27 protein-coding genes and 1 pseudogene are annotated in these 26,259 nt (G+C 38.4%); 11 read left to right on the top strand and 17 right to left on the bottom strand.

Annotation, left to right across the window (positions count from 1 at the left end; translation table 11 throughout):
• Positions 1-88: 88 nt before the first annotated feature.
• Positions 89-805: pseudogene (locus L1283_RS19150) on the top strand (MIP family channel protein).
• A gap of 94 nt (positions 806-899) precedes the next feature.
• On the opposite strand, the gene L1283_RS19155 reads toward L1283_RS19150, so the two are convergent.
• Complete coding sequence (locus L1283_RS19155) at positions 900-1,925, bottom strand: threonine aldolase family protein (RefSeq protein ID WP_088161654.1); 1,026 nt, start codon at positions 1,923-1,925, stop codon at positions 900-902.
• Positions 1,926-2,185: 260 nt separating this feature from the next.
• Between L1283_RS19155 and L1283_RS19160 the strand changes: the two genes are divergently transcribed.
• Positions 2,186-2,704 (top strand): VOC family protein, encoded by a 519-nt coding sequence (locus L1283_RS19160; protein WP_286851071.1) that lies wholly within the window; start codon positions 2,186-2,188, stop codon positions 2,702-2,704.
• Between the two features lie 2 nt (positions 2,705-2,706).
• Here L1283_RS19160 and L1283_RS19165 read toward each other — a convergent pair whose 3' ends face one another.
• Both L1283_RS19165 and L1283_RS19170 read right to left on the bottom strand, forming a co-directional pair.
• Entirely contained in the window at positions 2,707-3,099 is a 393-nt protein-coding gene (locus tag L1283_RS19165; protein ID WP_145326793.1) for a DUF2809 domain-containing protein, read from the bottom strand.
• A 21-nt stretch (positions 3,100-3,120) separates the two neighbouring features.
• Positions 3,121-3,636: a hypothetical protein gene (locus tag L1283_RS19170; RefSeq protein WP_145326792.1), complete on the bottom strand. Its 516-nt coding sequence runs from the start codon at positions 3,634-3,636 to the stop codon at positions 3,121-3,123.
• A gap of 108 nt (positions 3,637-3,744) precedes the next feature.
• On the opposite strand from L1283_RS19170, the gene L1283_RS19175 reads away from it, so the two are divergent.
• On the top strand, positions 3,745-4,557 hold the full coding sequence (locus L1283_RS19175) for a hypothetical protein (RefSeq protein ID WP_145326791.1): 813 nt from the start codon (positions 3,745-3,747) through the stop codon (positions 4,555-4,557).
• 19 nt (positions 4,558-4,576) lie between these two features.
• Here L1283_RS19175 and L1283_RS19180 read toward each other — a convergent pair whose 3' ends face one another.
• From L1283_RS19180 to L1283_RS19190, 3 genes are all read right to left on the bottom strand, one after another.
• Complete coding sequence (locus L1283_RS19180; protein ID WP_145326790.1) at positions 4,577-5,911, bottom strand: GH1 family beta-glucosidase; 1,335 nt, start codon at positions 5,909-5,911, stop codon at positions 4,577-4,579.
• Between the two features lie 374 nt (positions 5,912-6,285).
• Entirely contained in the window at positions 6,286-7,008 is a 723-nt protein-coding gene (locus tag L1283_RS19185; RefSeq protein WP_429626382.1) for an SIMPL domain-containing protein, read from the bottom strand.
• A gap of 169 nt (positions 7,009-7,177) precedes the next feature.
• The gene (locus L1283_RS19190; RefSeq protein WP_145326788.1) at positions 7,178-7,684 is read right to left on the bottom strand and encodes an RNA polymerase sigma factor; all 507 of its coding nucleotides are present in this window, start codon (positions 7,682-7,684) and stop codon (positions 7,178-7,180) included.
• Between the two features lie 369 nt (positions 7,685-8,053).
• Between L1283_RS19190 and L1283_RS19195 the strand changes: the two genes are divergently transcribed.
• The 3 genes from L1283_RS19195 (at position 8,054) to L1283_RS19205 (ending at position 11,717) form a co-directional block, all read left to right on the top strand.
• Entirely contained in the window at positions 8,054-8,764 is a 711-nt protein-coding gene (locus L1283_RS19195; protein ID WP_145326787.1) for a hypothetical protein, read from the top strand.
• Between the two features lie 10 nt (positions 8,765-8,774).
• The gene (locus tag L1283_RS19200) at positions 8,775-9,431 is read left to right on the top strand and encodes a response regulator transcription factor (protein ID WP_145326786.1); all 657 of its coding nucleotides are present in this window, start codon (positions 8,775-8,777) and stop codon (positions 9,429-9,431) included.
• A gap of 267 nt (positions 9,432-9,698) precedes the next feature.
• Positions 9,699-11,717 (top strand): glycoside hydrolase family 43 protein, encoded by a 2,019-nt coding sequence (locus L1283_RS19205; RefSeq protein ID WP_312352596.1) that lies wholly within the window; start codon positions 9,699-9,701, stop codon positions 11,715-11,717.
• 8 nt (positions 11,718-11,725) lie between these two features.
• On the opposite strand, the gene L1283_RS19210 is transcribed toward L1283_RS19205, so the two are convergent.
• The 5 genes from L1283_RS19210 to L1283_RS19230 form a co-directional block, all read right to left on the bottom strand.
• Positions 11,726-12,025: a hypothetical protein gene (locus tag L1283_RS19210; RefSeq protein WP_145326785.1), complete on the bottom strand. Its 300-nt coding sequence runs from the start codon at positions 12,023-12,025 to the stop codon at positions 11,726-11,728.
• Between the two features lie 112 nt (positions 12,026-12,137).
• Positions 12,138-14,306, bottom strand: coding sequence for a GAF domain-containing sensor histidine kinase (locus L1283_RS19215; protein WP_145326784.1), 2,169 nt, complete (start codon positions 14,304-14,306; stop codon positions 12,138-12,140).
• A 165-nt stretch (positions 14,307-14,471) separates the two neighbouring features.
• Positions 14,472-15,098 (bottom strand): hypothetical protein, encoded by a 627-nt coding sequence (locus L1283_RS19220; RefSeq protein WP_145326783.1) that lies wholly within the window; start codon positions 15,096-15,098, stop codon positions 14,472-14,474.
• A gap of 6 nt (positions 15,099-15,104) precedes the next feature.
• Positions 15,105-15,257: a hypothetical protein gene (locus tag L1283_RS19225; protein ID WP_167512254.1), complete on the bottom strand. Its 153-nt coding sequence runs from the start codon at positions 15,255-15,257 to the stop codon at positions 15,105-15,107.
• Between the two features lie 17 nt (positions 15,258-15,274).
• Positions 15,275-16,030, bottom strand: a complete 756-nt coding sequence (locus tag L1283_RS19230; RefSeq protein WP_286848401.1) for a Ku protein — start codon at positions 16,028-16,030, stop codon at positions 15,275-15,277.
• A gap of 128 nt (positions 16,031-16,158) precedes the next feature.
• On the opposite strand from L1283_RS19230, the gene L1283_RS19235 reads away from it, so the two are divergent.
• A complete protein-coding gene (locus tag L1283_RS19235; RefSeq protein ID WP_286848400.1) occupies positions 16,159-17,364 on the top strand; it encodes an NAD(P)/FAD-dependent oxidoreductase in 1,206 nt (401 codons plus the stop codon).
• Here L1283_RS19235 and L1283_RS19240 read toward each other — a convergent pair.
• The 3 genes from L1283_RS19240 to L1283_RS19250 form a co-directional block, all read right to left on the bottom strand.
• Positions 17,361-18,335 carry a DNA topoisomerase IB gene (locus tag L1283_RS19240; protein WP_429626383.1) on the bottom strand — a complete coding sequence of 325 codons (975 nt, stop codon included), beginning with the start codon at positions 18,333-18,335 and terminating at the stop codon, positions 17,361-17,363. The genes L1283_RS19235 and L1283_RS19240 overlap by 4 nt on opposite strands.
• Before the next feature lie 406 nt (positions 18,336-18,741).
• Positions 18,742-18,933, bottom strand: a complete 192-nt coding sequence (locus L1283_RS19245; RefSeq protein WP_088161638.1) for a hypothetical protein — start codon at positions 18,931-18,933, stop codon at positions 18,742-18,744.
• Between the two features lie 77 nt (positions 18,934-19,010).
• Positions 19,011-19,511, bottom strand: coding sequence for an RNA polymerase sigma factor (locus L1283_RS19250; RefSeq protein ID WP_088161637.1), 501 nt, complete (start codon positions 19,509-19,511; stop codon positions 19,011-19,013).
• Between the two features lie 402 nt (positions 19,512-19,913).
• Here L1283_RS19250 and L1283_RS19255 point away from each other — a divergent pair, with 402 nt between their 5' ends.
• Positions 19,914-20,165, top strand: a complete 252-nt coding sequence (locus L1283_RS19255; RefSeq protein ID WP_088161636.1) for a hypothetical protein — start codon at positions 19,914-19,916, stop codon at positions 20,163-20,165.
• 57 nt (positions 20,166-20,222) lie between these two features.
• On the opposite strand, the gene L1283_RS19260 is transcribed toward L1283_RS19255, so the two are convergent.
• Positions 20,223-20,573, bottom strand: coding sequence for a hypothetical protein (locus L1283_RS19260; protein ID WP_088161635.1), 351 nt, complete (start codon positions 20,571-20,573; stop codon positions 20,223-20,225).
• Positions 20,574-20,718: 145 nt separating this feature from the next.
• On the opposite strand from L1283_RS19260, the gene L1283_RS19265 reads away from it, so the two are divergent.
• From L1283_RS19265 to L1283_RS19275, 3 genes are all read left to right on the top strand, one after another.
• Entirely contained in the window at positions 20,719-21,297 is a 579-nt protein-coding gene (locus L1283_RS19265; RefSeq protein ID WP_075992701.1) for a hypothetical protein, read from the top strand.
• A 181-nt stretch (positions 21,298-21,478) separates the two neighbouring features.
• On the top strand, positions 21,479-21,751 hold the full coding sequence (locus L1283_RS19270) for a hypothetical protein (RefSeq protein WP_088161634.1): 273 nt from the start codon (positions 21,479-21,481) through the stop codon (positions 21,749-21,751).
• Between the two features lie 39 nt (positions 21,752-21,790).
• Entirely contained in the window at positions 21,791-21,976 is a 186-nt protein-coding gene (locus tag L1283_RS19275) for a CsbD family protein (RefSeq protein WP_075992699.1), read from the top strand.
• A gap of 84 nt (positions 21,977-22,060) precedes the next feature.
• On the opposite strand, the gene L1283_RS19280 is transcribed toward L1283_RS19275, so the two are convergent.
• The gene (locus L1283_RS19280; protein ID WP_088161633.1) at positions 22,061-23,872 is read right to left on the bottom strand and encodes a glycoside hydrolase family 15 protein; all 1,812 of its coding nucleotides are present in this window, start codon (positions 23,870-23,872) and stop codon (positions 22,061-22,063) included.
• Positions 23,872-26,055 (bottom strand): bifunctional alpha,alpha-trehalose-phosphate synthase (UDP-forming)/trehalose-phosphatase, encoded by a 2,184-nt coding sequence (locus L1283_RS19285; protein ID WP_286850587.1) that lies wholly within the window; start codon positions 26,053-26,055, stop codon positions 23,872-23,874. Before L1283_RS19285 ends, L1283_RS19280 begins: the two co-directional genes overlap by 1 nt.
• Positions 26,056-26,259 lie beyond the last annotated feature (204 nt).

The raw sequence follows: 26,259 nt of genomic DNA on the forward strand, positions 1-26,259 counted from the left end.
GATATTGTTCTACAATAATTTATTTAGCAGTATAATTTTATAAGGAAAATGATTAAATTAGAGTTAACTAAGTTATAAACAGATTCATATGGAAATTAAAACATCTTCAAAATTTATCGCCGAACTAATTGGAACGTTTGGTTTGGTACTTTTTGGTTGCGGTGCGGCCGCTATTGCAGGAGCCAATACCACAGCTGGGCTTTCTGGTCTTGGCCTTTTGGGTATTGCTGTCGCCTTCGGACTTTCAGTGGTGGTATTTGCATACACGATCGGTGGAATTTCAGGCTGTCATATCAATCCTGCGGTGACTGTTGGTGTGTTATTGGCTGGTAGAATGTCTGCCAAGGATGCGGTTGTCTACATTGTTGCTCAGTTTATTGGTGCACTTTTGGGGGCATTTGTCCTTCAGCAGATTTTAAGCGGGCAATTGGCCGGATTTACCGCAGGAGAGTGGGCGTATGGCTCAAACGGTTGGGGTAAAGGATATCAAAACGAGTATGGTACTGCTTCCGCCTTTTTGATTGAAGCAGTGTTAACCTTCATTTTTCTGTTTGTGATACTGGCAACAACTTCGAAGGTAGGAAACAGCACAATGGCTGGGCTTGCAATCGGCTTTACGCTTCTTTAGATCCATTTGGTTGCTATTCCCGTAACAGGTACGTCGGTTAATCCTGCTCGTTCATTTGGGCCAGCGATTCTGGCCGGCTGTCAGGCTTTATCGCAGCTTTGGCTCTTTATTGTAGCTCCATTAGTAGGGGCAGCTGTAGCAGCAGGGGTATGGAAAGCCCTTGAACCTAAAGACTAGTTTTTCAATTTTATAAGATGCGCCCAATACGTAAAATATTACCTATTGGGCGCTTTCGTGTATATAAGATTTATTGGCTAGGGCGGAACAATCCCTAGGAATTCAATATATCATTTATAAAGTTAGTAACCTGTTTCTCTTCCGTAGCCCAGGACGTGATCAAACGAACCGCTGCATAATCTGAATCGATATCCTTCCATATATAAAATTGATAATTTATAAGCAGTGCTTCGATGAGCGATTTAGGTAAAATGGGAAAAATCTGATTGGTGGTTGATTCCGTTAGAAAGGAATATCCTTTGTCTTTGATAGCCTTCGCCATACGCATCGCAAGCGAATTAGCTCTCAATGCCAGCTCTAAATACAAATCATCCTGAAATAGCGTTAGAAATTGAATTGAAAGCACTCTGCCTTTGGCAAGCAAGGCGCCTTTCTGCTTGATCGCATAGTCAAAATCTACGGCTAATTCGGGACGGTTAAACACAACTGCCTCACCCAGCAGAGCTCCGTTTTTTGTTCCGCCAATGTAGAAAACGTCAGTATACTTAGCAATAGCTGCAAAGGTTAAATCGTTGTTTTCCGCGGTCAAAGCATGGCCCAGGCGTGCGCCATCCAAATAAAGTAACAGTTGTTGCTGCTGACAGCACACATATAGCGCTTCCAATTCTGCCGAAGAATATATTGTGCCGATTTCAGTGGAATTAGAAATATAAACTATTCTTGGTTTTACCACATGTGGCGCCAAAGCATGTTCCCTGAGTACCGTAGTAATATCGTTAGGTGTCAATTTCCCATCAGACGTTTCAACGGTAATGACTTTATGTCCAGTTGCTTCTATAGCACCAGTTTCATTTGCAGATATATGCCCTGTTTTTGCACTGATCACTGCTTCATGGATACGTAAAAGAAAAGATATGACAAGAAGATTTGTTTGTGTGCCCCCAGATAAAAAGTGGATAACGGCTTGCTGATTCGCTATCTTTTTCTTCAAAATCGATCTGGCTTCTTTGGAATAGTCATCCTCCCCATAGCCTAATTGCTGTATCAGATTCGTTTCAATAAGCTTATCTAAAATGCGGGGATGTGCCCCTTCTGAATAGTCATTTTTAAAGTTGTACATAAATTTATCTATTTAATGCGGATGCTTTATTAAACTCTTTTCCTAGGGTAGGCTGCTCGAGTCTTGTGTAGGTCAAATGTATACATACAATCTCATTTTTTAACAACCTTAATCTAGAAAAAATTAGGACAAAAGCTATGCGTTTTAAGTACTGGTGTTGTAGGATAAGAATGTTTTCTGAAGCGCCGTAAATGTTTTGTCAAAACTAATGATTAAATTCGGGAGAGAAGGCAGAATAACTGATTTGTCCTTATTAAATTATGAAAAGAGTCGTATTTGTTGCAAGTATTTTGCTGGCATTTGGAATGGGGTATGCTTTTAATAACTTGAGCCATTCATATCGATCCACCGAGTTGAAAAGAGTAACCGGTATAGGTGGAATTTTTTTCAAATGTAAAGATCCTAAAAAAGTAAGAGCTTGGTATGCCGATCATTTGGGACTGGCTACAAATTCTTACGGCGCTGTATTTGAGTGGTATCAGGGAGCTGACAGTACGAAAAAGGGATTTACGCAATGGAGCCCTTTTAAAGAGAGCACTTCCTATTTTGGCCCTTCGGAAAAAGATTTTATGATCAATTATCGGGTAGCCAATATTGAGCTTTTAATAGAAGAATTGAAGAAGGAGGGCGTTACGGTACTTGATACGATCGAATCCTTTGACTACGGCAAATTTGCTCATATCATGGATATTGAAGGAAACAAAATAGAGCTTTGGCAGCCCAATGATCTTGCTTATGAAAAGATGGGCATCGATTTGGGGGCCAAAACCACGAAGTAGGTCTATTTAGTTCGTAACGTAGGGTCTGTCTTTAACATTTGATAATTAAGATAATCAATGCATGCAGCTCCGACGGTTCCCAGGCAGTAAGCCACAAGATCCGACCATAAAAAGCCCTGTCCAAACACGAGCCGCAAAAGCGGATTGTTTCTTATCCATATAAGTAAAGGATGTTGTACAAGCTGTAAAAATTCGATGGCAAAACAAAATATAAGTGTCGCCGTAAAAGAAAATAATAACGATTTCCTCGTAAATAAAAAACGTGACAACCAATAAATCATAACCGCATACAGTACATCGCCGGTAATGGTAGGAATGGCGGATATTTTCCGTGACAACAAACCCATGAAGATGGTTAAAGCAACGCGAAGTAGATAGTGTATTTTTGGTTTCATCGAAACGAATGCGCTACAATGTTATTGCCTGAAATATGAGATCGTTTCGACGGGATTACCAAAGATCTTTTTGGTTCCTCTTTTTTGTGTAAATCCACCATGTTGCGCGATTATATTTGCAATGGAGAAAATTACATTCATATCGTTTTGAGGGTGAATAGTCGTAAGTAGTTTTCCATTATGGTCGAATAGTTGAAGTTGGTTGACCAAGGAATGATTTATTTCCATGGAATGAATGACCTCGAACGGAATAATTTTGTCCTCCTTTTTCGGTTGTTTAATAGATAAGTTATTTTTATCAACTTGTATTTCTATCTTGGGATTGATGAATTGCAATAGTATGACTAGGGGACCGATTACAACGACAGCAACCAATATACCAAGACCCTTTGCCGAACCAAAGTTGTTTACTGCATCAGCTAGCACATTTATACCGCCAAAAATTAAACAGCATAGGATAAATACAACAATTAGGTAGCCAAATCCAAAGATCAAGCCCTTTTTAACATTATGGGATTTAAATTGAAAGGTATTCATAGTGGTGACTTCTATTTTTACGTGTTTTTATTTTAGTAAAGATATTTATATTTATGCAATCAGAGCTATCTTAGCGACAGAGATTTTGTTATTTCATTAGAGAACGTATTGGAAAATATCATTGAAATTAAAAGAACTAATTTTCAGCGGAAGTCAGCATATTTTCAACTGTTGAATTATACACTGTTTTCAATACTCGGAATTGTAAGTATATTTTGGGATTGGAAAGCCAGCATTGCGCCAATAATCTGCGTCATTACTTTCTATTTAATCGAGCGGAAAATTGATTTTTGGTCAAATGTCCTCTCGTTTATCATCGCTTTTTTAATCCTTTCATTTTCTTTGTCGTGGATATTCAGCTTGTCTTTTGGTATATTTATTTTTCAATGTCTATTGCTTGCAGCCATTAAGCCTGCTATCGTTATATGGAAAGAAATCAAACAGGAACATACCGATGTGATCTTCGCAATGAGTTCGGAGTATTTTGTATGTTTAAGTCCAGATAACAGTGACTACAGAGGATATGCAATGAACCCTATGGGGTATAAAAAGCGCTTTCCAATGTCGGCCGTTATTTCAGTTCAGCGAGATGGAAATATTTTACTTATTGCCTTGCAGCAGCAGATTGTACGTCCTCGTGAATTGCGTTCAGACGAAATCGAAATTATTCTCGAATATTTTAGAATGAATAGACCGGATGTTTTAGCCGCAGTTGAAACAAAAATTATCCGTGAGGAAGAAGACCGAATATATTGGGTCAAGCTTATTGTTATCGGTATTCCATGTATATTGGCTGGACTATCCATCTATTTTTTTGCAGACAACGGAAGGAATACATTGGTCACAATACTTAGTATTGTCGCCGCATTGTTTCTTGGCCTGATTTTATTGAAAATTACAAATTTGATATATCGTTCATAACGATGGAAAAGCCATTTATTTATTTTAAAAAGTCTCCGTACCAATGTCCAGAGGATTTGACGATGCGCTGTTGATTGTTGAAATCAACATAAACTAGTCCAAATCTTGGACGATATCCTTCAGCCCATTCGAAGTTGTCCATGAATGTCCATACAAAATACCCTTTGACATTTATTCCTTCTTGTTTTGCACGGTAAACCTCCTGTAAAGCGTGCTGTAAATAGCTCAATCTTTTGGGGTCATGCACTAAACCATTTTCAATTTTATCAGGAAATGCAGCACCATTTTCGGTAACAATTAAAGTGGGGATATTAGGGTAGGCGCTAAATTTCTTGAGCATATAATAAATGGAGGCTGGGTAAACTTCCCAGTTCATTTCGGTCATTTCAACTTTGCGCTCTTTCGCCGACACTATCTTTGCTTGAAGATAAGGAACGAACATGGCGTATCGTATAATTTCCCGTGTATAATTTTGCACGCCAATAAAGTCCATATCAAATTGCAGATCTCGCTCATCATTCGCGTGCATATACTTTTCAATTCTACCCAGTATTTTAATCTCTTGTGTTGGATAGCCCATTCCTAGTAGCGGTTCTATAAATAGGCGGTTGAGCAATACATCTGCTTTCTTTGCCGCAAGAATGTCTCTGTCTTTCGACGTAAAGGGCTCAACATGGGAGCAAGAAAAAGTCGTTCCTACTTCGCTATTAGGCTGTAAAGACTTAATAATTCGGCCGCCTTGAGCTTGTGCTAATGCAGCATGATGGGACGCAGCCAAAAAATTGCCCAAACCTTTTCTCTCTGGTGCATGTACACCGAAGAAATAACCTGCAGCAGTAAATACTGTAGGTTCGTTGAGAACCATCCAATGCTTGACCCGGTCCCCGTAGGTTTGCACACATTTGGAAACAAATTCTCCAAACCAATCTTTCACATCACGGTTTACCCAGCCACCTTTCTTTTCCAATGCATGTGGAAGATCCCAATGATATAAGGTAGGCCAAGGTGTTATCCCTAACTCAAGGGATAAATCGATCAAACGATCATAAAAATCCAATCCAGATTGATTTACCGCACCAATACCAGCAGGAAATATACGACTCCATGATAAAGAGAATCTGTAATTAGGAATATGCATTCCCTGCATCAAATACAGGTCCTGAACATAGCGATTGTAAAAATCACAGGCCTCATTACCATGTTGATTTTGAAATATACGGTTTCTTTTTTTGACGAATATATCCCAGATAGAAGGGCCTTTTCCATGCAAATCATGTGCTCCTTCAATCTGGTAGGCAGCTGTAGAAACTCCCCAAATAAAATCTTTGCCAAAGGCATCTTTGGTTAATAGCATTTACAAAAATAAAATTATCGGACCTCAATGCCGTTTTTAAAAACAATTAAGTTTTGTGGAATCTTAATGGTGAATAGAATGAACTGAATCTACCCAAAAAGATTCTAAATATAATCCGCTGGAAAAAATAGTTTATCGTTTTCATAATAGATACATTAACTCCGTTGACTACATTAATTATCGCATTATAAAGTAACAGAACTTATATGAACTGGATATAAACTATATGTTAAATATACGAAAAAATAGTTCGACGATCATCGGTAGCTAATTTGTCCGCGTAACGGCTAAAACACTGTCCCTCGAGCGTTATTTTTTCATTCAACTATTGAATCGAGGACGCTGGTTGATTGGAGACAGAATCGGTGTGGCATCTATTTGATTTCAAATTCCGTAAATATCGTTCTTTTAAATTCTAAAACTTCGGGAGCAATTTTAAAACCTTCACCACCATAGCCTTTATTGAATGTTTCTAGAGCCATTCCTGTTCTGTACTGCGTTGATTCGTTGGATGCGCTTCCATCATTAGACAGAAATAGCAGTTTTCCGATTTTAACATCAGCCCTAGATGCAAGTTTTTTTGCCGATTTTAAAGCATCATCATATGCAATAAGATCTGCTTCTCTTAAAATACTGTCTGCTCTGGAGTGGTCAAATGAGATGGAACCGATCCCACTGAGTTTTGTTTCTAACAATTTTCCCGTTAATTCTGTGAATTTCGATAAATCATGTAAAACAAAATCGATTGTTTGCTGTGCTTGATAACCTATAAATTTATTGGTATTACCAATGTATTGATAGTCTTTATTTGCAGACACGCTACTCGTTTTGATATCTTCTTTTTGATGTCCATATTTTTGGAGCAACGCTATTACGGTGTCGACTGTTGCTTGTGTTTCTCGTACCGCGTCTACCATTCTGGGTTTTGTGAAAGTTGTATTGATGGTCAGGGTGACCTGGTCGGGCATGATCCTAATCTTTCCTTCGCCACTTACACGAATTCTGTTTTCACTTTCCTTTGATACCGAACCACACGACGATATTAAAATTATGCTGCTCAAGCATATAAGAAATATAGCGATTGTTTGCTTTCTCATATTACATGATGTTCAAAGTGATATTTTAATTAGTAAGTTTCACCCTAAATATAATAAATATATCCCGAGGTAGCGGCAGTGACTAAAACAATATTAGCCAAAATAACGGGGTGTAAATTCAAAAAGCAGGCTATAACCTGCTTTTTGTTCTTGAAATACGACTATTTTTTTAGTTAATACTTTTTGAGTAAATCTTAAGCTGTTTTTGCAAGGACTTTCGTGCCATGTGTATACGTGTTTTCACAGTTCCTTCCGGTATTTGCAAATGCGCTGCAATTTCATAATATTTAAACCCTTCCAAAAACATAGCAAAGGCGTCATAATAGTCTTTCGATAAATTATTGAGCGCATGCTGTATATCAGAAGCAACAAAATTATTTTCTCCGCGATTGGTTGTTATTTCATTGCGATAACCAGTGCTGATGTATTCGCTTCTGTAATTTTCTAACCTTTTGTTACGTGTATATTGATTGATATACGTGTTTTTCATAATGATATAGAGCCAAGACATCAATTTCGGATGTTTCAGGAATTTTTCGATAGATGCTAGTGACCTCACCATGGTCTCTTGAACCAAATCTTCCCGTTCATCCGGATCATTTGTAAATTGCGCTGCCAAATACTTTAACGTAGGCCTTTTTTCCTTAAACAGTTGATCGATTGTTGTATTTTCCATATTATCAAATTTTAAGTGTCTATCTTTTCTACATCCACTACAATTAAGATGCTAGAAAAAACAATTTGGAAGGATGAATCGAGGCAAGTGTTTTCAAGCGAGTAGATTTATTTTTTATTCTAAATAGTTGTTAAACAGTGTTTTGGGTGTATTGTTCGCTTGGTATATTGGTGCTTTATTTGAACTTTTTTACTTTAACAACAAGTGTTTTCCTATCTAAATTCCCCCATTTATCTTTTTCTTGCACGTATTTATACGCAGTACTTCAAAGGATACATATTTTATATAAATAGGTGTTAATTTTTAAAACTGTTCGTGCCTTGAAGTGGTTATTAGTTACAACATGAAATGGAAAACAATATGGGGGACGTGAACAAAAAACTATATTTTGACCTATCAGATGGACCGAAAGGCCAATCTGAAGGTCTAAAAGATCAGGCGGAGTTAAAGGAAGTATGGGACGGTAGCCAAGAAGATTTTTATAAATCGATTATTAGGAATCAACAGGATGATATCGGAAAAATAGGACGGTATTTTCGCGATGAACTGGCTCAGGAGCTTTACGGAATGCGTATATCGCTTCAGAATTTCACTAATCGTTATGGCGATTTTGAAGAATTACGTTGCCTACGTGATTCATTGACTACCTTAGTTATAGAAATCCGCAATAAAGCGGGATTGCTGTACAATCCCATATTAAATGACCTGGGAATTTTTCACGCTGTTGATGAAGCCGTTGCCAGTTACAAAAAACGATCTGGTTTTATAATTGATACGTTGCTTGACCCTCATTTGCGAGAATTACATCATCAGACGCAAATTCATCTATTTAAATTTCTGACTGCAATGTTTCAATATTTAAATGATGAAATGGCCTCGCAGTCGATCTCAATTTCAGTGCAGGTGATCGAATTTGAAATTCTTGTCAAAGTATCACCTTTTTTTCAACAAGGAGAAGCCTTGTCAGTATCAAAGCCCGAAAACAGACAAATGCGCTTGACGAAGATTGCAGAACTCTACAATGCGCAGATTATGAATGATACACTTGTAGCAGGTATTTTACTAAAATTGACTATTTAAAAAGATAATAATGATAAAAATCCTATTGGTTGAAGACCACATGGTTGTACGTAACGGAATAAAATTACTATTAGAATCTCAAGAAGGATTTGAAGTCGTTGGCGAAGCGTCGAATGGCAAAGAGGCGCTCGACTTCCTAAGTGCAAATTCTGTTCCTGATATCGTCTTAACGGATATCAGTATGGATGAAATGGACGGCATGGAATTGCTTCAGGTCCTAAACAAACAGTATTCATCTATTAAAGTGGTTATACTATCCATGCTGAATCAGATTAATTATGTCATTGAGGCGTTTGAATCTGGTCTGGCTGGCTATTTGGTCAAAAATGTTGGCTATCACGAATTGCTTTTTGGGCTGAATCATATTGCTAACGGAGGTCGGTACATGAGTGAAGAGATCGCCATGATACTTTTAGATCAAGTCCGTTCTGGGCAAAGCTATGCGCAGATCCCAGGAGAATGGCAAACGGATTTTGATATTTCGGAGCGTGAACTTGAAGTATTAAAACTGATTGCGGAAGGCTACACGAATGTTGAAATTGCAGATAAGATTTTTTTAAGTAAGCGTACTGTTGAGGGGCATCGTCAGAACCTCATAGACAAAGCGGGCGTAAAAAACACGGCACATCTGGTTAAGTTTGCTTTTGAAAGAGGTATTTTAAATTAGCGAAAATTTTCCTGGCAAATGATCAGGGAAATTTTGATCCGTAAAGATAGTGTCAGTATGTTGGTGTATATAGCGAAATGTTTTCGGATAGAAAAAGTCTGGATAGTAAAATGGGTTTGTGGGAATAGAAGAGGAATGGATTTCAATAAATTTATCTGGAGATTTTTAATCTGATACAAAATGATATTCAATTGATACGATTTACCTCCAATCTTAGCAAATATTTGTTCAATTTTAGGCTTTCACCTATATGATGTATTATAATCAATGAACAAAATATATTTGCTGCCTATTGCTTTCTTACTGTTTTTTGTCCCAAGGACATTTGCGCAAACTGTAAACAAAGATCAGATTGAAAATGCGCAGATGCCTATAAACGGCATTTTTCAAGCGGATCCGACCATATTCTATCACAAAGGATATTATTACCTTTATGGTACGAATGGTGATCAGCATGAACAGCAGGGCTTTAAAGTATACCAGTCTAAGGATTTAGATTCCTGGGTAAGTCCGGAGGGAGTTAATTCAGGTTTTGCGGCTGTAAAGGGTGATATCTTTGGATCAAAAGGATTTTGGGCTCCGCAAGTATGGTTTGAGAATGGTAAGTTTTATATGGCTTACACAGCCGATGAGCATATTGCAATCGCAGTCGGTGATGCTCCAACGGGTCCTTTTAAGCAAACTGCCAAAGTGCCAATTGCTATTGGGCAAAAGCAAATTGATCCATTTGTATTCCGCGATAAAGATGGGAAAAAATACCTATTTCATGTAAGGTTAAAGGATGGGAATAGAATTTTTGTGGCGGAGCTGAAGTCAGATTATTCCGGAATAAAGGAAGAAACGCTGAAAGAATGTCTCCATCCAGAACTTCCCTGGGAAAATACGGCGAATGCCGACTGGACAGTAAGTGAAGGTCCCACTGTCATTCGAGAGGGAAAATATTATTATATGTTCTATTCGGCGAATGATTTTCGGAATAAGGACTACGCTGTGGGTGTTGCTATCGCTGAAAATATTTATGGACCCTGGAAAAAACTGGAAGGTCAGCCTGCATTAAGCCGTAAAAATAGCGGGTTTGCCGGAACTGGACATGGAGACATTTTCAAAAAAGGAAAGCAATGGTATTATGTCTGCCATACACATTTTTCAGATGAAAAAGTTGCACCTCGGCGGACAGCCATAGTGCCGATTCAATTTGTGGCAAATAACAGCGGTGTCTTGGTTCCCCAATTCGACACTGCAAAGTTTCGATTTTTAAGCACAGATCAACCATCGAGGCAACCTAGAAAATCCTATCAAACAGATGTAGCCTTTGGTGATCCTTTTATTGTATTCGATCCACCTTCGGATCAATACTATTTATATGGAACCGGCGGGACTGAAAATGGATTTATAGCCTATAGTTCCAAAGATCTAAAGACATGGAAAAAGGAGGGAAAAGTATACGATGCCAAACAGCCGAATGGTTGGGGGGAAAAGGATTTTTGGGCGCCAGAGGTCTATCGTGTGAATAACAAATATTACATGTATTATAGTGCTCATTGGAAAGAAAATCCGAAAAAACACTTAGAAAACTATCGTATAGGAGTTGCAGTGTCGGATAGTCCATTGGGGCCATTTAAAGATCTGAGCGGGAAACCTATTTTTGATCCTGGATATCCCATCATTGACGCGAATGTTTTTAGAGATACAGACCATAGAAATTATCTGTTCTATTCACGCTGCTGCTACGAACATCCTGTGGAATCAGAAATTGCAACTTGGGCAGAAAAGAAATTTGGCTATAAGAATATTGAAGAAAGCTGGGTTTACGGAGTCGAATTGGATAGCAGTATGACGAAGGTGATTGGGAGTCCAGTTCTTTTAATGCGCCCCCCAGCTACGATGAACGACGCACAATCAGAATGGGAAAGTAGATCAGTTACTTCAGGTGAGGTCAATAGACGATGGACAGAAGGTTCTTTTTTGGTCAAAGAAAATGGATTATACTACATGATGTATTCGGCCAATTATTTTGCAGGAGCCAATTACGCTGTTGGCTACGCAACAGCAACTGCTCCTTTGGGAAGCTATCAAAAATCGGCATCTAATCCGATCATTGAAAAGAATACCAATAGAGGTGGAGTGGTTTCGGGTACTGGGCATAATAGTTTATTTCAGGACAAGGAGGGAAAAATCCGCTGTGTATATCACGGCCGTACCCTAAAGACGGGAGATCAGCGTATCGTTTTTATCAGCGATGTTTTTTTTGATGAAAAAGGACAGTTAAATATCTTTACAGATTGACCCATCGGTCAATCTGTCTTTTTAGATATGGCCCGATTTTCGACATTTTCGTCCCAGGTAGCGGAAGACTTCTTTCCAGGGCTTATGTTGCTTCTTGTCTGCGGATTTTTATGTGTGTAGTTGATATTTTCCTCTTCTTCCGGATCGGTTTCATCTATAGCTGGATCAGGATGTTCGGTCGGATCAGTGTCATTTGGATCGGGAATAGTACGTTCCCCGAACAATCCTTTACGATACCAGATGTTACTAAAATAATAGGCAATAATTAAACCTCGTTTTACTACTGCATGTTGCAATATCTCTTCCATTTTCGATTTCTTTTTAAGTGATACGATCCTTTTTATTGGATGGTATTCTCTCCTTAAATGAACAACGTTAGATGGAAAATAGTTTGAAAGATTTCAGGATTTGAAACAAAGATCAATCGAGTAACATTTGCTCAGGAAATGGCTTAACAATAGGGAAGTAGAGGTGGACAACGGTGCCTATACCAACCTCTGATTCAATTTCGATACTTCCTCCCAATCGTTCCATTATCCGTTTCACCAGCGAAAGCCCAATGCCCGTACCAGGTATTGAACCCACATTGTCGGCTCTGGTAAACATTTCGTAAATATGAGGCAGGTGGTCACTTGGTATGCCAATACCGTTATCCTTGATCTGATAATGCGTATAATCGTCTTCGTCGGAACTATCTATTGTCACTAAAGGCCTGTCTGCTTGTGCAGAATATTTTATTGCGTTAACAATTAAATTGGAAAAAATTTGATACGCGGCACTTTTTTCGCCCCAAATTGGTAATAGGGTACCAAAAGTGGGTTGGCAATTATTGACGTTATATAAAATGCTATTTTCTTGAAATATGCGCTGAATTGTATAGGCCATGGGAAGTGGTTCCTTGTCTAAAATGCTGGAACGGTGCTGGCTCAACTGGACCATATTGTTGATAATATCTTCAATGTTTGTAACGCTTCGGCTGAAATTCTGGTACCACTTATTGATTTTTGTAAAATCAATATTGTCGGAGTGCTGCTGTAGAAATTGTATGCCCATTTTTAAGATGGACAAGGGATTTTTTAAATCATGAGAAAGGGTATGTGTAAACATTTCCAACTCATTGTTCAAACTCAGAAGCTCCTCATTTAGCAACTGACGTTCCTTTAATTTTGCAAAAATGGATTCCTTGATAATCTGATTCAGACGAAGGACAAAATTGATTTCAGCATCATTCCAGGGTTTGGCAACGTCATAGCGCATATCTTCCCAGATTTTGAGCTGTTTGCTTTCATGCGGCTCGTTTTTCAGCTCCATCTGCATCACCTGATTACGGTTTTCCTTTCTAAACCAAACGAGGTAATAATCGTTTTCCAAGCCAACCTTTAGATACATGAGCCCCGCAAAACCCAATTTATCGTTAAAGTTATCCTGATGATTCAGCCGAAAATTATAATCTTTGAAGAGGGCTTTATCGGTATGTTTTTGCAGGAATTGAATGATTTCATAAAATTGCGCTTTCTGCGGAGAATGACCATAGTTAAAAACATCGCCCTGGTTAAATATGGCCAATCCATCTGCATTGACCAGCTGGGTAAGAATATCCATATGCTGTATCAAAGCACAATTCACCATTTTATTTTCAGAAAGGCTCCTTTTTAACTCTTCTTCAGCGAGTTTAAGAAGTTCCGTTCTTTCCAACAGATTCTGTTTGACATGACTCTCATATTTGCTGGTGGCTGCCTGGATGGCAAACGTACATAGTTTTCGCTGCTGCAGATCGACCACCCGCTCTTCATCATTCTGTGCGACCACAAGACCCCAAAAGTCATCATCGATACAGATTCTAAAAAACAAGGCGCTTTGTACATTTATCTTTTTTAAAAAAAGCCGATGAAGTTCAGGTAACGGTGATAATAAACTCGAGACCGGATCAATTCCTTCGTCAGTATAGTAGAATTTTTGTCCCTCGATATTAATATTGGGAGCATATCGATATGAATAGCTCCGATAGTACGACAAGACTTCTTCGGGCATGAAATCTTTCGAGAACTCCATTCCTTTGAAATGGGCTTGTCCATCTGCTGTATGTTCCGCAATCACGGAACTATAACCCGTTTCCTGAACCTGCAAAACGAAAACCCGATCGTAATTCAGTAATTTGTTGACGGCCGAACAAACACGGTCCCAATTATTTGGTTGAATAGTATCTAGCAAAAAATTAAGCTCATTTATTTTTTTTGCAGCAATGTATTTTTTGTGTTGTTGTTCCCACTCGATATAGAAGTATTCATCGTGTCTTCGCAATTTTACATAAACACGTTCTTTTCTCATTTTAATAGGCAAAATATGGCGCGACTGCCCGTTTTCAAGTAGATCAGTTACTGCATTCTTGATTTTGGATAACGCTTCACCGAATGTATTGCTAAAGCTATCAAAGAAATGAGTTCCTAATAGGTTCTCTTTGGCGTCGTGATCATTTACGACAGATTCGGTTATCCCAACGACATTAAAATGTCGATCTAAGATGACCAGACTGCCAAAAGATTGAAGCATAATGATGGTTTGATTGTTAGATTGAAATGTATGATTCATAATACCCCAAAACTTCTTATGATATACATAAATATACAAAAAAAATTACGACAACATCGATTGAATCTTTTATAACAGAAGGTTATAAAAGATATAAAATTGCCTCATTGGGTTCTTTTTATTTCGAAATTAAAGCTGCTGCCAATTTCCGTTCGGCAGAAGGAACTAATGCTGAACATTAAACTCTTTGGCCACGGCATGAGCCATTCCTTTAAGAAGTGATTTCCATTGTGGGTAAGATGCCCCAATTTTAGCTGCTAGACCAATGAAATAATTCCTGACATTATCACTGATATTCTCATTGTCGACATTGATGATCTCGTTCCTTCCAGCGTATTGGAACAAAATACTATTCCTCCGTTTTTCGATCAAAAAGGTAGAAGATGAAACTCCTTCAAAAAAATGTGCTGTATTTTTATCCCCAGGATGGCTTGGATCGGGGCAAGGTTTTAATGTTATGGCAAAAACACTATAATCGTCCGTTTTGTCTGAAATGAGGCTGACAATATTTACCCAATCATAACCATCACTACTTGGAAGTCCAGGTCCTGGAATATCGAGTCTGATATAATCATGTAATTCGAGTAAGCGATCAATTGGAGTACCATAACCCGCTGTTAATTGAAACACAGTAGCAGGTATCTGAGCGAGCTCATGCCAATGGTTGACTTTTCTAAGATTGTTTATAGCCGAAGCATAGGCTAAATTGGCCATAGCTTCACTTGGAAACTCGAGGGATTCAAAGCAATCCAGGTGCTTACCTTCTTTCTGTTCCGGTATGATATTCTTCATCTTATTTCACTTCTTATGCTTAAAATATTGAATTTCTTGCTCGTGTTTTTTTGCCTCCTCAAGGGTATCAAAAGTACCCAGATTCCGACGTCTGTTCGTCTCTTTATCTGGATGCCTGGCATATATTCGATATTGCCCCGACTTTAGTTTACGTATCATGACACAGGGTATTTTGTTTAACCAAGGCTTGCTTTAAGTTTTGCAAGCAAATCATCTGCTTTTGTATGCTCTATTTTCATTTTTCGAATGGTAGGACGTTTACCCTTGTCTTTTTGTTTGATTATTTTGAGGAGCTCGTCCATATATTCGTTTTTATAGCTACTGATATCGAAGGATGTGCTGTGTTGCTCGATCAGCTGTGTAGCCATATCCATTTCTGCTTTTTGAATTTTAATTGCAGTAGGTAATTTAAGCTCGTCAAGTGATCTGATTTCCTGTTGATAACGTATTTTATTCAAAACCAATGCATTTTGATAGGGCTTTATAAGGGCTAGATGTTCTACATTTCGCATGACGAATGACCCTAAGCCCGCCATTTTAGTTTTTTCTAATGCTTTGAGCAATAACTGATAGGCTTTTTCTCCACCTTTCTGTGGCTCCAGATAGTAGGGCGTTTCAAAATATATACTGTCTACATCCATCAGTTTAACAAAAGCATGAAGATTGATAAGTTTGGTCTTTTCCGGACTTGCGTCTTCAAAATCCGCATCTTCCAGCACGACATAATGGTCTTTTATGAAATATCCTTTAACAATATTGTCCCATTTTACCTCTTTGCCGGTTTGTTCATTCACCCGCTTGAATTTAATATTGGATAGATCATTTCGATCAAGCATATCCAGATCTAAAGCAGCATTCTCCGTTGCACTATATATTTTAATTGGGATATTGACCAAACCAAAACCAATAGCCCCCGTCCAAATTGCTCGCATAAGTAATCTATTAATTGCTAATAAGATAACCTAGCTAATGCTCAAATGGTTTGAAATTTAATAAAATGCTAACCAAACTATTTCTTTTCAGAAATAGTTATACAAACATTCAATAAGCTTTTATTACAATGGATTTAAAGTCAAATGAACCTTTTTGGTTAATAAAAAACGGTCTTCTAAATAGTTATCCTTCCTTGCAAGATAATCTTAGCTGTGATGTTCTCGTCGTTGGGGGCGGCATTACAGGAGCCCTGATCGCACATCAATGCATAAACGATGGAAGGAAATGTATTCTTATTGACAAGCGTGAAATTGTGAATGGGAGTTCGGCAGCAACAACCTCTATGTTGCAATATGAAATTGATGTGCCTTTGTATAGATTAAAGGAATTAATTGGTGAAGAGGCCGCAATAGCGAGCTACAGAGCCTGTTGTGAAGCAATTGTCAAATTGGGGGAAATCGCAAAGAAGATCCGGTCCAAAGCTGGTTTCCGAACAAAAAAATCACTCTACTACGCGGCAAGGAAAAAAGATATCTCCTGGTTGAAGCAAGAGTTTGAAGCCCGACAAGCGGCAGGTTTTGACGTTAAATGGTTAACGGAACAAGATATCAAGGATCGTTATGCTATACATGGCGCTTATGCTGGAATTCTCTCGGCTTTAGGGGCAAGCATAGACGCCTTTTGCTTTACACATGAACTGCTGGCATACAACGTTAGAAAGGGATTATTGATTTTCGACAAAACAGCCTTAGACTCTGTATTATATAAGTCGGGGCATAATCTTGTAACCACTTCGACAGGAGCTAAAATCAAAGCGAAGAAAATTATTTATTGTACAGGATACGAAACGACAAACCTTATTCCGGAGAAATTTGTCGATCTATTGAGTACATTCGCAATCGTGTCAGAAGTCGATAAAGACAATTATGATCGGTATCGCGATCTGCTTATTTGGAATACTACTGAACCCTATCTGTATATGCGCACCACAGACGATCATAGGTTTCTGATTGGGGGAGAAGATGAAGAATTTAAAGACCCCATCAAGCGAGATAGTCTCATTTCAGCGAAATCACTTAAATTGGAAAAGTCATTTAACAAAATTTTTACCGATAGGGCCTTTCACGCAGATTTTGCCTGGGCTGGTACTTTTGGAACAACCAAAGATGGATTGCCCTATATCGGAAAACATGAAAAGTTTAAAAACTCATACTTTGTGTGTGGTTTCGGTGGAAATGGTATCACATTTTCTGTTGCAGCCATGGATATGGCAGCATGTTGGATGAATAACCTAAGCCATCCATTGGACGAATGGTTTAGGTTTGGACGTTAAACAATTGCCTTATCGGTGTGTTTAAGCAGAAAACGGTATAATTTATCCTCTAATTTCGCAAGCGGTAATTTACTTTTTATACTGGGGAATTTTCCCTCCATAAATAAACGTTGTATGGCAGGATGGATATAATAAGTCTGTGAAACAGTCTTTGTATTGCCGAGCTGCTCAGCAACATGTTTAATGACCTTGTTTAACTGTCTTTTTCGGGCATTAAGTGCCTCCGCCTGTTTTGTTTGGGCGAGCTGGTAAAAAGCTTCTCGACTGGCTCCCCAAATACGAATGCTTTTACAGCTGATCTGACCCGTAGAATTCTCCCGGAGATACTGATTAAAGGCGGCACCGCAGAACGTGCTTTCGCACGTAGCACTATCAATCTGAAATATCCTTTTTCCCTTCATTTTTAAAAGTTCTTCCAGAAGCTTAGCTTGTTGCCTATTGGACCATGACTTTTGCTGAAAAACCCCCTTTTTGCCTTTATAAGCCAAAGATATCGTGTTGTTTTCGATGGTGACGTGCCTTTTTTCCAGTGTACTTAGGCCATATGACTTATTGGTCAGTGTATAGCGCTTATTGCCGATACGAATTAATGTACTGTCCATAATTTTAAAAGCAATTGCACACAATTTGTCCATATCCCAAACCTGATGTTTGAGATGTTTAGTGCTGATCTTTCTTAATTCTTGCAAATATTTACCCATAAAAAGAATATTGCTGAACTTTGCCGCTTCCCGTTGGTCAACGAATTTCGTATGGTAGATATATTGTTTACGCTCTTTTTGATCGAATCCAAAAGCTTGCAGATCACTGGTCTTACTTTTGGCAATCCATACATCCTTCCAGTTGGGTGGAATAACCAGTTTCATAATTCTTTCTAAGATCTTTTTATCAGATACTTCTGTTCCTGATGTATCAAAATATTTAAAAGACTTGCCTATTTTCTTTCTTGTATAACCGGCTTTTACTTTCATATAATAATCTCCAAAGTCAACGTATGCTTAAACCCAAAAATGTTATTTAAATTTCTTATGTGAATGCTTGAGACCATATCAGTTGCCATTTGTTAATCAGCAGTTCGATCATGGTTGATCTGTATAAGATCGTTGATCATTCTATGGTCATTTATAAGTTTGGTTTCCATTGTATCATGCTGATGAGTGAATTTTTAATCTTTTTTGTAAGAACGGAAGAGAGGCATCCCCGGTTTTCGAAAAAAATAAGATGCGTATTATTCACATAAATCAAGGGTTTTATACAGGAAAGGGGAGACGGACTATCAGGTAAATAGAAAGAAAAATATATTAAAAAGGGTTACTTTCTTAACAAAAGCAACCCTTTCTATGGATAAATTTCAATGTTCTATGAGTAAATTCTCATCTATTTTGTTTTATTTACAGAAGGAGATTTTTTACCTTTTTCTGTCTCTACTTTAGTTTGATTTTTGTCTAATGTGTCCGTAACTACCGCTTGTACAATGGTCTTACCATTTCCCTTTCCAATGGGACCGCCACAGATAATCAGCGTAATGACCATATTGTGCTGATTTTTTGTTTTAACTTCTGATTTCATATATTTATTATTTAGCGAATTGTCAGCTATCCGGTTAAGTTACTTTAGGTAGATAACCTCAAAAGCTACGTTTTGTTTTATTTTAATTTGTAAATTTTAAGTTGTTTTTGAAGTTTTTTTCGCGTCATGTGTATCCTGGTTTTGATTGTTCCTTCAGGCATGCCAAAATAGGTGGCGATCTCATGGTATTTGTATCCCTCAAGGAATAATTGAAACACCTGGTAATTTTCTTCCGACAAACTGCACATCGCTTTTTGAATATCATCAGCGATAAACTTGCTGTCACTTTTATTGGATTCTACAGTGTTAGTGCTTTCTAGACCGATGTATGTTTCATGGATGTCGTTTATACGTTTGGCTTTACGATATTGGTTAATGTAAACATTTTTCATAATAACGTAGAGCCACGACATTAATTTGGGATGACGGATAAAATCATCGATCGATTTCAATGCACGAATAAGCGTCTCTTGAATTAAATCCTCTTTTTCATCGGGATCATTGGTGAATTTTCCCGCAAAATGTTTCAAAAGACTTCTTTTTTCCTCGACTAAAATATTCAAATTGGAATTGCTCATAGTATCGTTTGTTAAATTGATTGATGTTTATTTGATACATGGAGGTGCAATTAAAGTGCTACATTTACGTTTTCAGGTTCATCTAAAACTTGTTTAAACAGGCATAGGGGAAAAATACGTACACCTGCGTATTGATTATTTTGTAGCCTAAACGCTACAAGAGTACACAATTGAAAGCGTCCCGATAAAAATAGGCGACCGATTTGGGCCCGGTTAATTGGGTATTTGTTCCATTAAAAAATGTCTTTATTACGGGTATCCTTCTGTATTTAGTGGAGTGTGGGAACTGTCTGTTTTTTTAAGCAGAAGTTTAAATGATTGTTTTTTATCAGTTTTTATTAAACTAATAAGTTCTGAATGTGGTTCTTAAGAAAAAGATTGATCACAAAAACAAAATAAAATATGAAAAAGAGAAAGAAATTCACGGTAGTTTTGGGAACGTTATTATTTTGCAGCACACTATTCTTTGCGTGCCAAAATCCAAACAAAAATCCAGCAGAAGGAAGTGGTCAGGCGGACAATATCGCGCCGAGCGCTGCCGATGAAACAAGATACAATTTAAGCGAGCAACAAAAAATGAGCATGCAGAAGGATACCAGTTTAGCAGACACGCTTAGGAAGGATAGCATCAATGCTATACAATCTAAACCTTAAAGGAGCACTTAGAAAAGGTCACTCGGACCTCTTCGTTATATTCACAAAAAAACTCCCTTAGTTGTGGGAGTTTTTTTTATCCTTTTCTTTTTGATCTGAATCAGCATCATAAATATCTTCTTCTGAATGATCTGGTTTCTCTTTATGTTGATCCTCTTCTGTATTAATCTTTTCTCTAGTTGTGCGGTCGCGTTGTTCTTCTTCACTTGGATCGGGGCCAGCCATACTTTTTGGAGAGTTAAGTTTGCGATTGACCGCATCTCGATCCGAAACCTTGGATGGACTAAATACGGACTTAAGACTGTAGCTGTCCGGTTGGTTTTCCATTGGGGCTATTTCGTGCAAGAATAGGGAGCTTTCTTGGAAATAATCTGAAATAGCATCACCAAATTGAATTGCTGTATTCATCGTCTTTTTAATAGGAACATGAGTCAAATCTGATTGGTTCTCTTTTTTACAAAATGACAAAACGATATATTTTAAGAATAAATTTAAAACTTTTCATTTGTCGATCTTGTTATTAAACTAAAGTAATTTAGATAATAGAGATACTATGAGAAAATTGACACTTCTTTTATTAATAACAGCAGGAATTGGGTATCAGGCCCATGCTCAGAAAATTGAAACTACGCCACAGATGTCCTCGGATGTCGGAATTGAACCTATTCGACAAGGAAATTGGATGGTCGGTGGATCGATCGGTAATCTTGGCTATAGTTTTGAAGGAAAATCATTTAATGTAGCACTTCAACCACGAGCTGGTTATTTCGTGTCCGATGGATTGGCTATTGGTGCACAGGCAAATCTTGGCTTGGCTACTCAAAAAGATGCTGATAATGAATGGACTTATGGTGTAGCGCCATTTGTGCGTTATTACTTTCCAAATGCGGGATCAAGTACAGGTCGGTTTTTTGGACAGGGAGATATTGGTATTTCAGGAAGTTCTAGGGGCAAAGATGTCGCACTGGCTGTAGGAGCCAATGTTGGATATGCACATTTTATCACACGAACTGTTGCTTTGGAAGCTACCTTTGGCTACAATTATAGCAAGGCTAATATTAATACCGGCAGCGGTGCGAGTGGTTTAGGCGTTGGCGTAGGTTTTCAAATCTATTTACCAGGTAAACGCTAACAAAAAATAGTAAAAGCAATCTTTAACAGTATGTTTCCAATTAATCAATTGGAAACATTTTTTTTGGACGCCACCGTATAATTACTTGCTCTTGTGTATGAAAGACCTATTCTTTTCAAAATGACAAAAATTAGAAAACATTTGAAGCAACGTAGCTGTTTTTCTAATAAAAGGAGCTGAAATGATGACAGGGACAAAAAATATTGGTTTGGTACTCAAAGATAAAATGGGTAAATGGTCTTCTTATAATATTCCGTTACTCAAAGAGTGTCACCTGAACAACAAGCTTGTGAAGAGCAATGAGCTGGAAGGTATTTTTGTCATAGGGAGTTTGGCAACGGGTTTATACATATTTTCCTTGTATAAAAACCGTTTTATAGACTTGATGGGCAAGCGAATTGGGATGGAGGAGATCTGTGAACATTTTGACAGCTATAAACAGACATTAATATAAAAGTACATACATTTCATTTTTTAAAAACAAGGAGCATTTATGAGTAATTTAACATGGAAAGGCCGTTGGAACGAGCTGAAAGGTAAAGTGAAACAGCAATATGCAGATTTAACCGATGATGATCTGTTGTATGCCGAGGGAAAGGAAGATGAATTGTTGGGTAAATTGCAACAAAAGACCGGAAAAACCAAAGAAGAGGTAGAAAACTGGCTGGATAAATTGTAATATTTTATCAAGGCCATTTAATTGGCAATTATAAGCGTACAAATGTGCGATCAATTTATTTTGATCGCACATTTTGTTTTTATGTCATTGAAAAATTGGTTTATCTAATTTTATGGCAAGACGATAAACGGCATTCATCAATCCAACGTGACTGTAGGCTTGTGGGAAATTGCCCCATTGGCTGCCATTGTCCTCGGTAACATCCTCACTGAACAGCCCCAGGTGATTGCTGTAGGTCAGCAAACGTTCGAGGATCTCTTTCGCTTCCTCCACACGGCCGACACAGGCTAGCGCTTCCACGTACCAAAATGCACAGACTAAGAAAGTGGATTTGGGTCTGCCGAAATCATCCTGATGTTTATAGCGATAGAAAAGTCCATTTTCACCTTTTAATTCCTTTTCCAGCATTTCGAGATGATGAAGGGCGCGTTCCGATTTTGGGTCAAGGTAATCCATGACAATGAGCTGCAAGGTACTGGCGTCTAAATTCCGGCTATCAATAGCATTCTGATAGACTTTTCGCTCTTCGTCATAACAGGCCTCGATGTAAGCTTCTGCTTTTTTTAAGAGGACATTCGCGCGATCCTCCATATCTTGATAACCATTTTGACGCGCAATCAATAGGGCCGCCTTACATCCGACCCATTGAAAAAGATTGGAATAACAATGGTGGTTGGCAAAATTTCTAAACTCCCAGATACCGGCATCTTTTTCCTCTATAGTAGCCTCAATCTTTTCGAGAATGAAATTTACCCAGCCTAACACATTCTTGTTTTCATGGATTTTAAAACGCTGATCAGTGAAAAGAGGTAACAAGGCAATCATTGCTTGGCCGTATACATCATTTTGGATATGTTCAAAAGCTTGATTGCCAATCCGCACTGGACCGTTATCCTGATAGCCTTTTAGGTAAGGTAAGATCTGTTCTGTCAGTTCGGTGGTACCAAGGATACCATACAAAGGTTGAAGTCTTCCAGGGTTGCGATGCGTGATGCCAGCAATATAATTAGCAAAGCTTTCCATTTCTTCAAACTGACCGATGTGTGTCAATGCTGTTAAGACATAATAACTATCACGTACCCAGCAATAACGGTAGTCCCAGTTTCTTCCCGAACCTGGATATTCGGGCAGACTAGTTGTTGATGCGGCGATAATTGCTCCTGTATCCTCATATTGATGAAGTTTCAGCACCAGAGCCGATCGGATTACTTCTGTTTGATAAATGTTGGGGATACTACACCTTTTAATCCATCGCTGCCAATAACTGAGCGTCTTATGGAGGAAATCCTCACAGGTGCTTACAATGGCCGATTCGAAAGCTGCATCATACGTCAGTATAAGGTATTTATTTTCACTGATAATGGTCCAGCTTTCCTCTTGGAAGAAATGTGAAATAGGCAGATCAGTGGTAAGTCGAATCCGTTCTCCGACCTGATCGTTGCTATAAAGAATATGGTTACTGCCACGGGTAGGCTTAAGTGGCAATCGGCCGTAGTCAGCAGTCGGCTGACATCTGATGTTGACGCTAGGGGCACCATGCAGTGGTTCGATCTTTCGTATCAGCATCAACGGTTTAAAATACCGCCCGAATTGTTCAAAACGTGGTGCAAAATCTGTAATACGATAGGCATAGGATTCCGTATGGATTTCCGTGCAGAGCACATTTGAATTTTTGATGTAATATTGCTTGGTTTCCACAACTGCTTCCTCTGAACTGATCTTGAAAGTTCCACCTTGATTTTTATCGATCATACTGCCGAATACAAAGCTATCTTCGAACGATGGCCAGCACAACCATGATATGTTTGTATCGATGCCAACATGCGCTATGTAGGAACAATTTCCAATGATTCCAGATTGGTAGATATGTCTGTTTTCTGTTGTATTTTCGTTCATTATTTTACGATAAGTTGATTTAAAAATTGAAGAACATCTTCTTGTTCATCTAAATAATATTTTGCTGCAGATTTGTTGCTTCCTACCTTAATACTTATGGTCGATTGTGGTAAATACTTGAATAGATCTTCGTCGGTAATGTCGTCGCCAATAGCCAACATGAAATCTGCTTTTATATGTCCTGCGATTTCCAATGCCGCCTTACCTTTATTAACTTCTGTATTTTTGACCTCAATGACAGCATTTCCGTCCAGTAGTTGTAATCCATAGTCGTTGAGCATTGGGTTTAAGGTCTCCTTTAGCTCAGTTGCTTTAAGTTCGCCTAAGCCCAGTTCTACTTTTCTATAATGCCAAGCTAACGAGTAGGGCTTGACCTCGATGTAAGCCCCCGGAGTTTGATCGGCCAGTTTTTCCATCAGCTTTTTTACTTCAGGCATCCAATGGAGGGCCAATCCTTTCTTATACGACCAGTTGAAATTTGGGAAATTTGACCAAATGCCATGTTCGGCAACTAAATAGTACGATCGACCGTCAAACCAAGACGATAGGCTCTCTTGTGATCGGCCGCTTATGATGACCAATGTATTGAGTGGATCAGAAATGATATTATCCAAAAGGTTATACAACAGGGTCGTCGGAGTTGCTTTTTGGGCATGATTCTGGAATTTGACCAAAGTACCGTCATAGTCCAGAAAAAAGAGTCTATTGCTACTTTTGCTATACCTTTCTGAAATACTATTCAATACCTTATCCGAGATTCGCCTTGCCCATTCGTCACGTTGTATGGCTTTGGTCTCAGCCAAACGATTGGTAAAGAGCTGCACCCAATGTTGCACATTAAACTTCTGTATAATCTGAATATTGGCATCGGTACGTTCCTGAATTTCTTCGGGCGGCATTTTAAGCGCATAGTAAATACTGTCTGCCGTTTCTGTACGATTATAGGGGTTAATAATCAAGGCATCAACAAGTTCCTTGGAGGCGCCTGCAAACTCACTTAAAATCAATACCCCTTTTGATAAAGTCTTACTGGCGATATATTCTTTACTTACAAGATTCATCCCATCTCGCGTAGATGTAATCATACAGATATCGGATGCAACATATAATCCAACCAGCTCTTCGAATGGAAGTGATTTGTAAAAATATAGTACCGGTGTCCAGCTTAGATTTCCATAAATGGAATTGATTTCACTCACCTTCCGGTTAATCTCATCTTTCAGTTTTTTGTATTGCGATACCTTATCCCTGGAGGGTACGATAAGCATATACAATACAACTTTTGTATGCCATTCGGGGTATTTTTCAAGGAAAGTGAGAAAAGCACGTAATCGCTCTAATATGCCTTTGCTATAATCGAGTCTATCGACAGCTATAATAATTTTTTGATCGGGAAAATGGCTCCGGAATTGGCTTGCAATGGCCTGTATTTTAGGCTGACTGCTGACTTCGACGAATTTATCAAAATCAATGCCCATTGGAAAGGACTCTATAAATATATGACGATCCTTGTACTTGAGCTGGTTATGTCCAGATGATACATGCAGTATTTTTTTGCAGGCATTTAGAAAGTTCTGACTATCGGCGAAAGTATGGAATCCGATAAGATCTGCTCCCAGTAAACCTTCAACCAATTCTTTACGTTGCGGAATGTTCATAAAGAGTTCTTCTGAAGGAAAGGGGATATGGTGAAAATAACCGATGTTGAGCTCTTGGTTTTCTGAACGCAGCAGTTGAGGGAGCAGCATAAGCTGATAATCATGGACCCAAATAAAATCGGATGGCTCATCGATAGAAAGCGCAGCCTCGCAGAATTTCTTATTTACCATGACATAGGTAGACCAATATTCGCGGTCAAAATGGATGTAGCTCGGCTGATAATGGCAAATAGGCCAGAGGACCTCATTGGAATAACCTTCGTAGAAATTGCGTATTTCATCTTTGGATAAGAAAACAGGAAGCAAGTTCATCGGTTTGAGAAGCTCGACAATCTTTTCTTTTTCCTCTTCATCTTTGGGAACAATTCCCGGCCAGCCAACCCAAAGTATTTCATCCGTATCAAAGGCGGAATTTAAACCGGTTGCCAGTCCGCCCGCACTCGGCTTGATGATTAATTTTTCTTTTTTTCGCTCTATTTGTATCGGCAGTCTATTTGAAATTATTATTTTCTTCTTTTTCTTCATAAGAATATTAGATCGATTTATTTGCAGTGTGGAAGAGTTATATTGAAATAACGATGGGCTTGTAATCCACTTATCTGAACAACCTCGGGAGAGAATAGTTTGAATAAATTCAAATTAGAAAGACAATAGGGAAGCTGTTGAAGAAAGAACGCGGTAATTTGCAAAAAAAAAGACCTCTATTTCTACAGGTCTTTTTTTTTGCTA

Source organism: Sphingobacterium sp. HSC-15S19 (assembly GCF_050433745.1).
Taxonomy (GTDB): Bacteria; Bacteroidota; Bacteroidia; order Sphingobacteriales; family Sphingobacteriaceae; genus Sphingobacterium; species Sphingobacterium siyangense.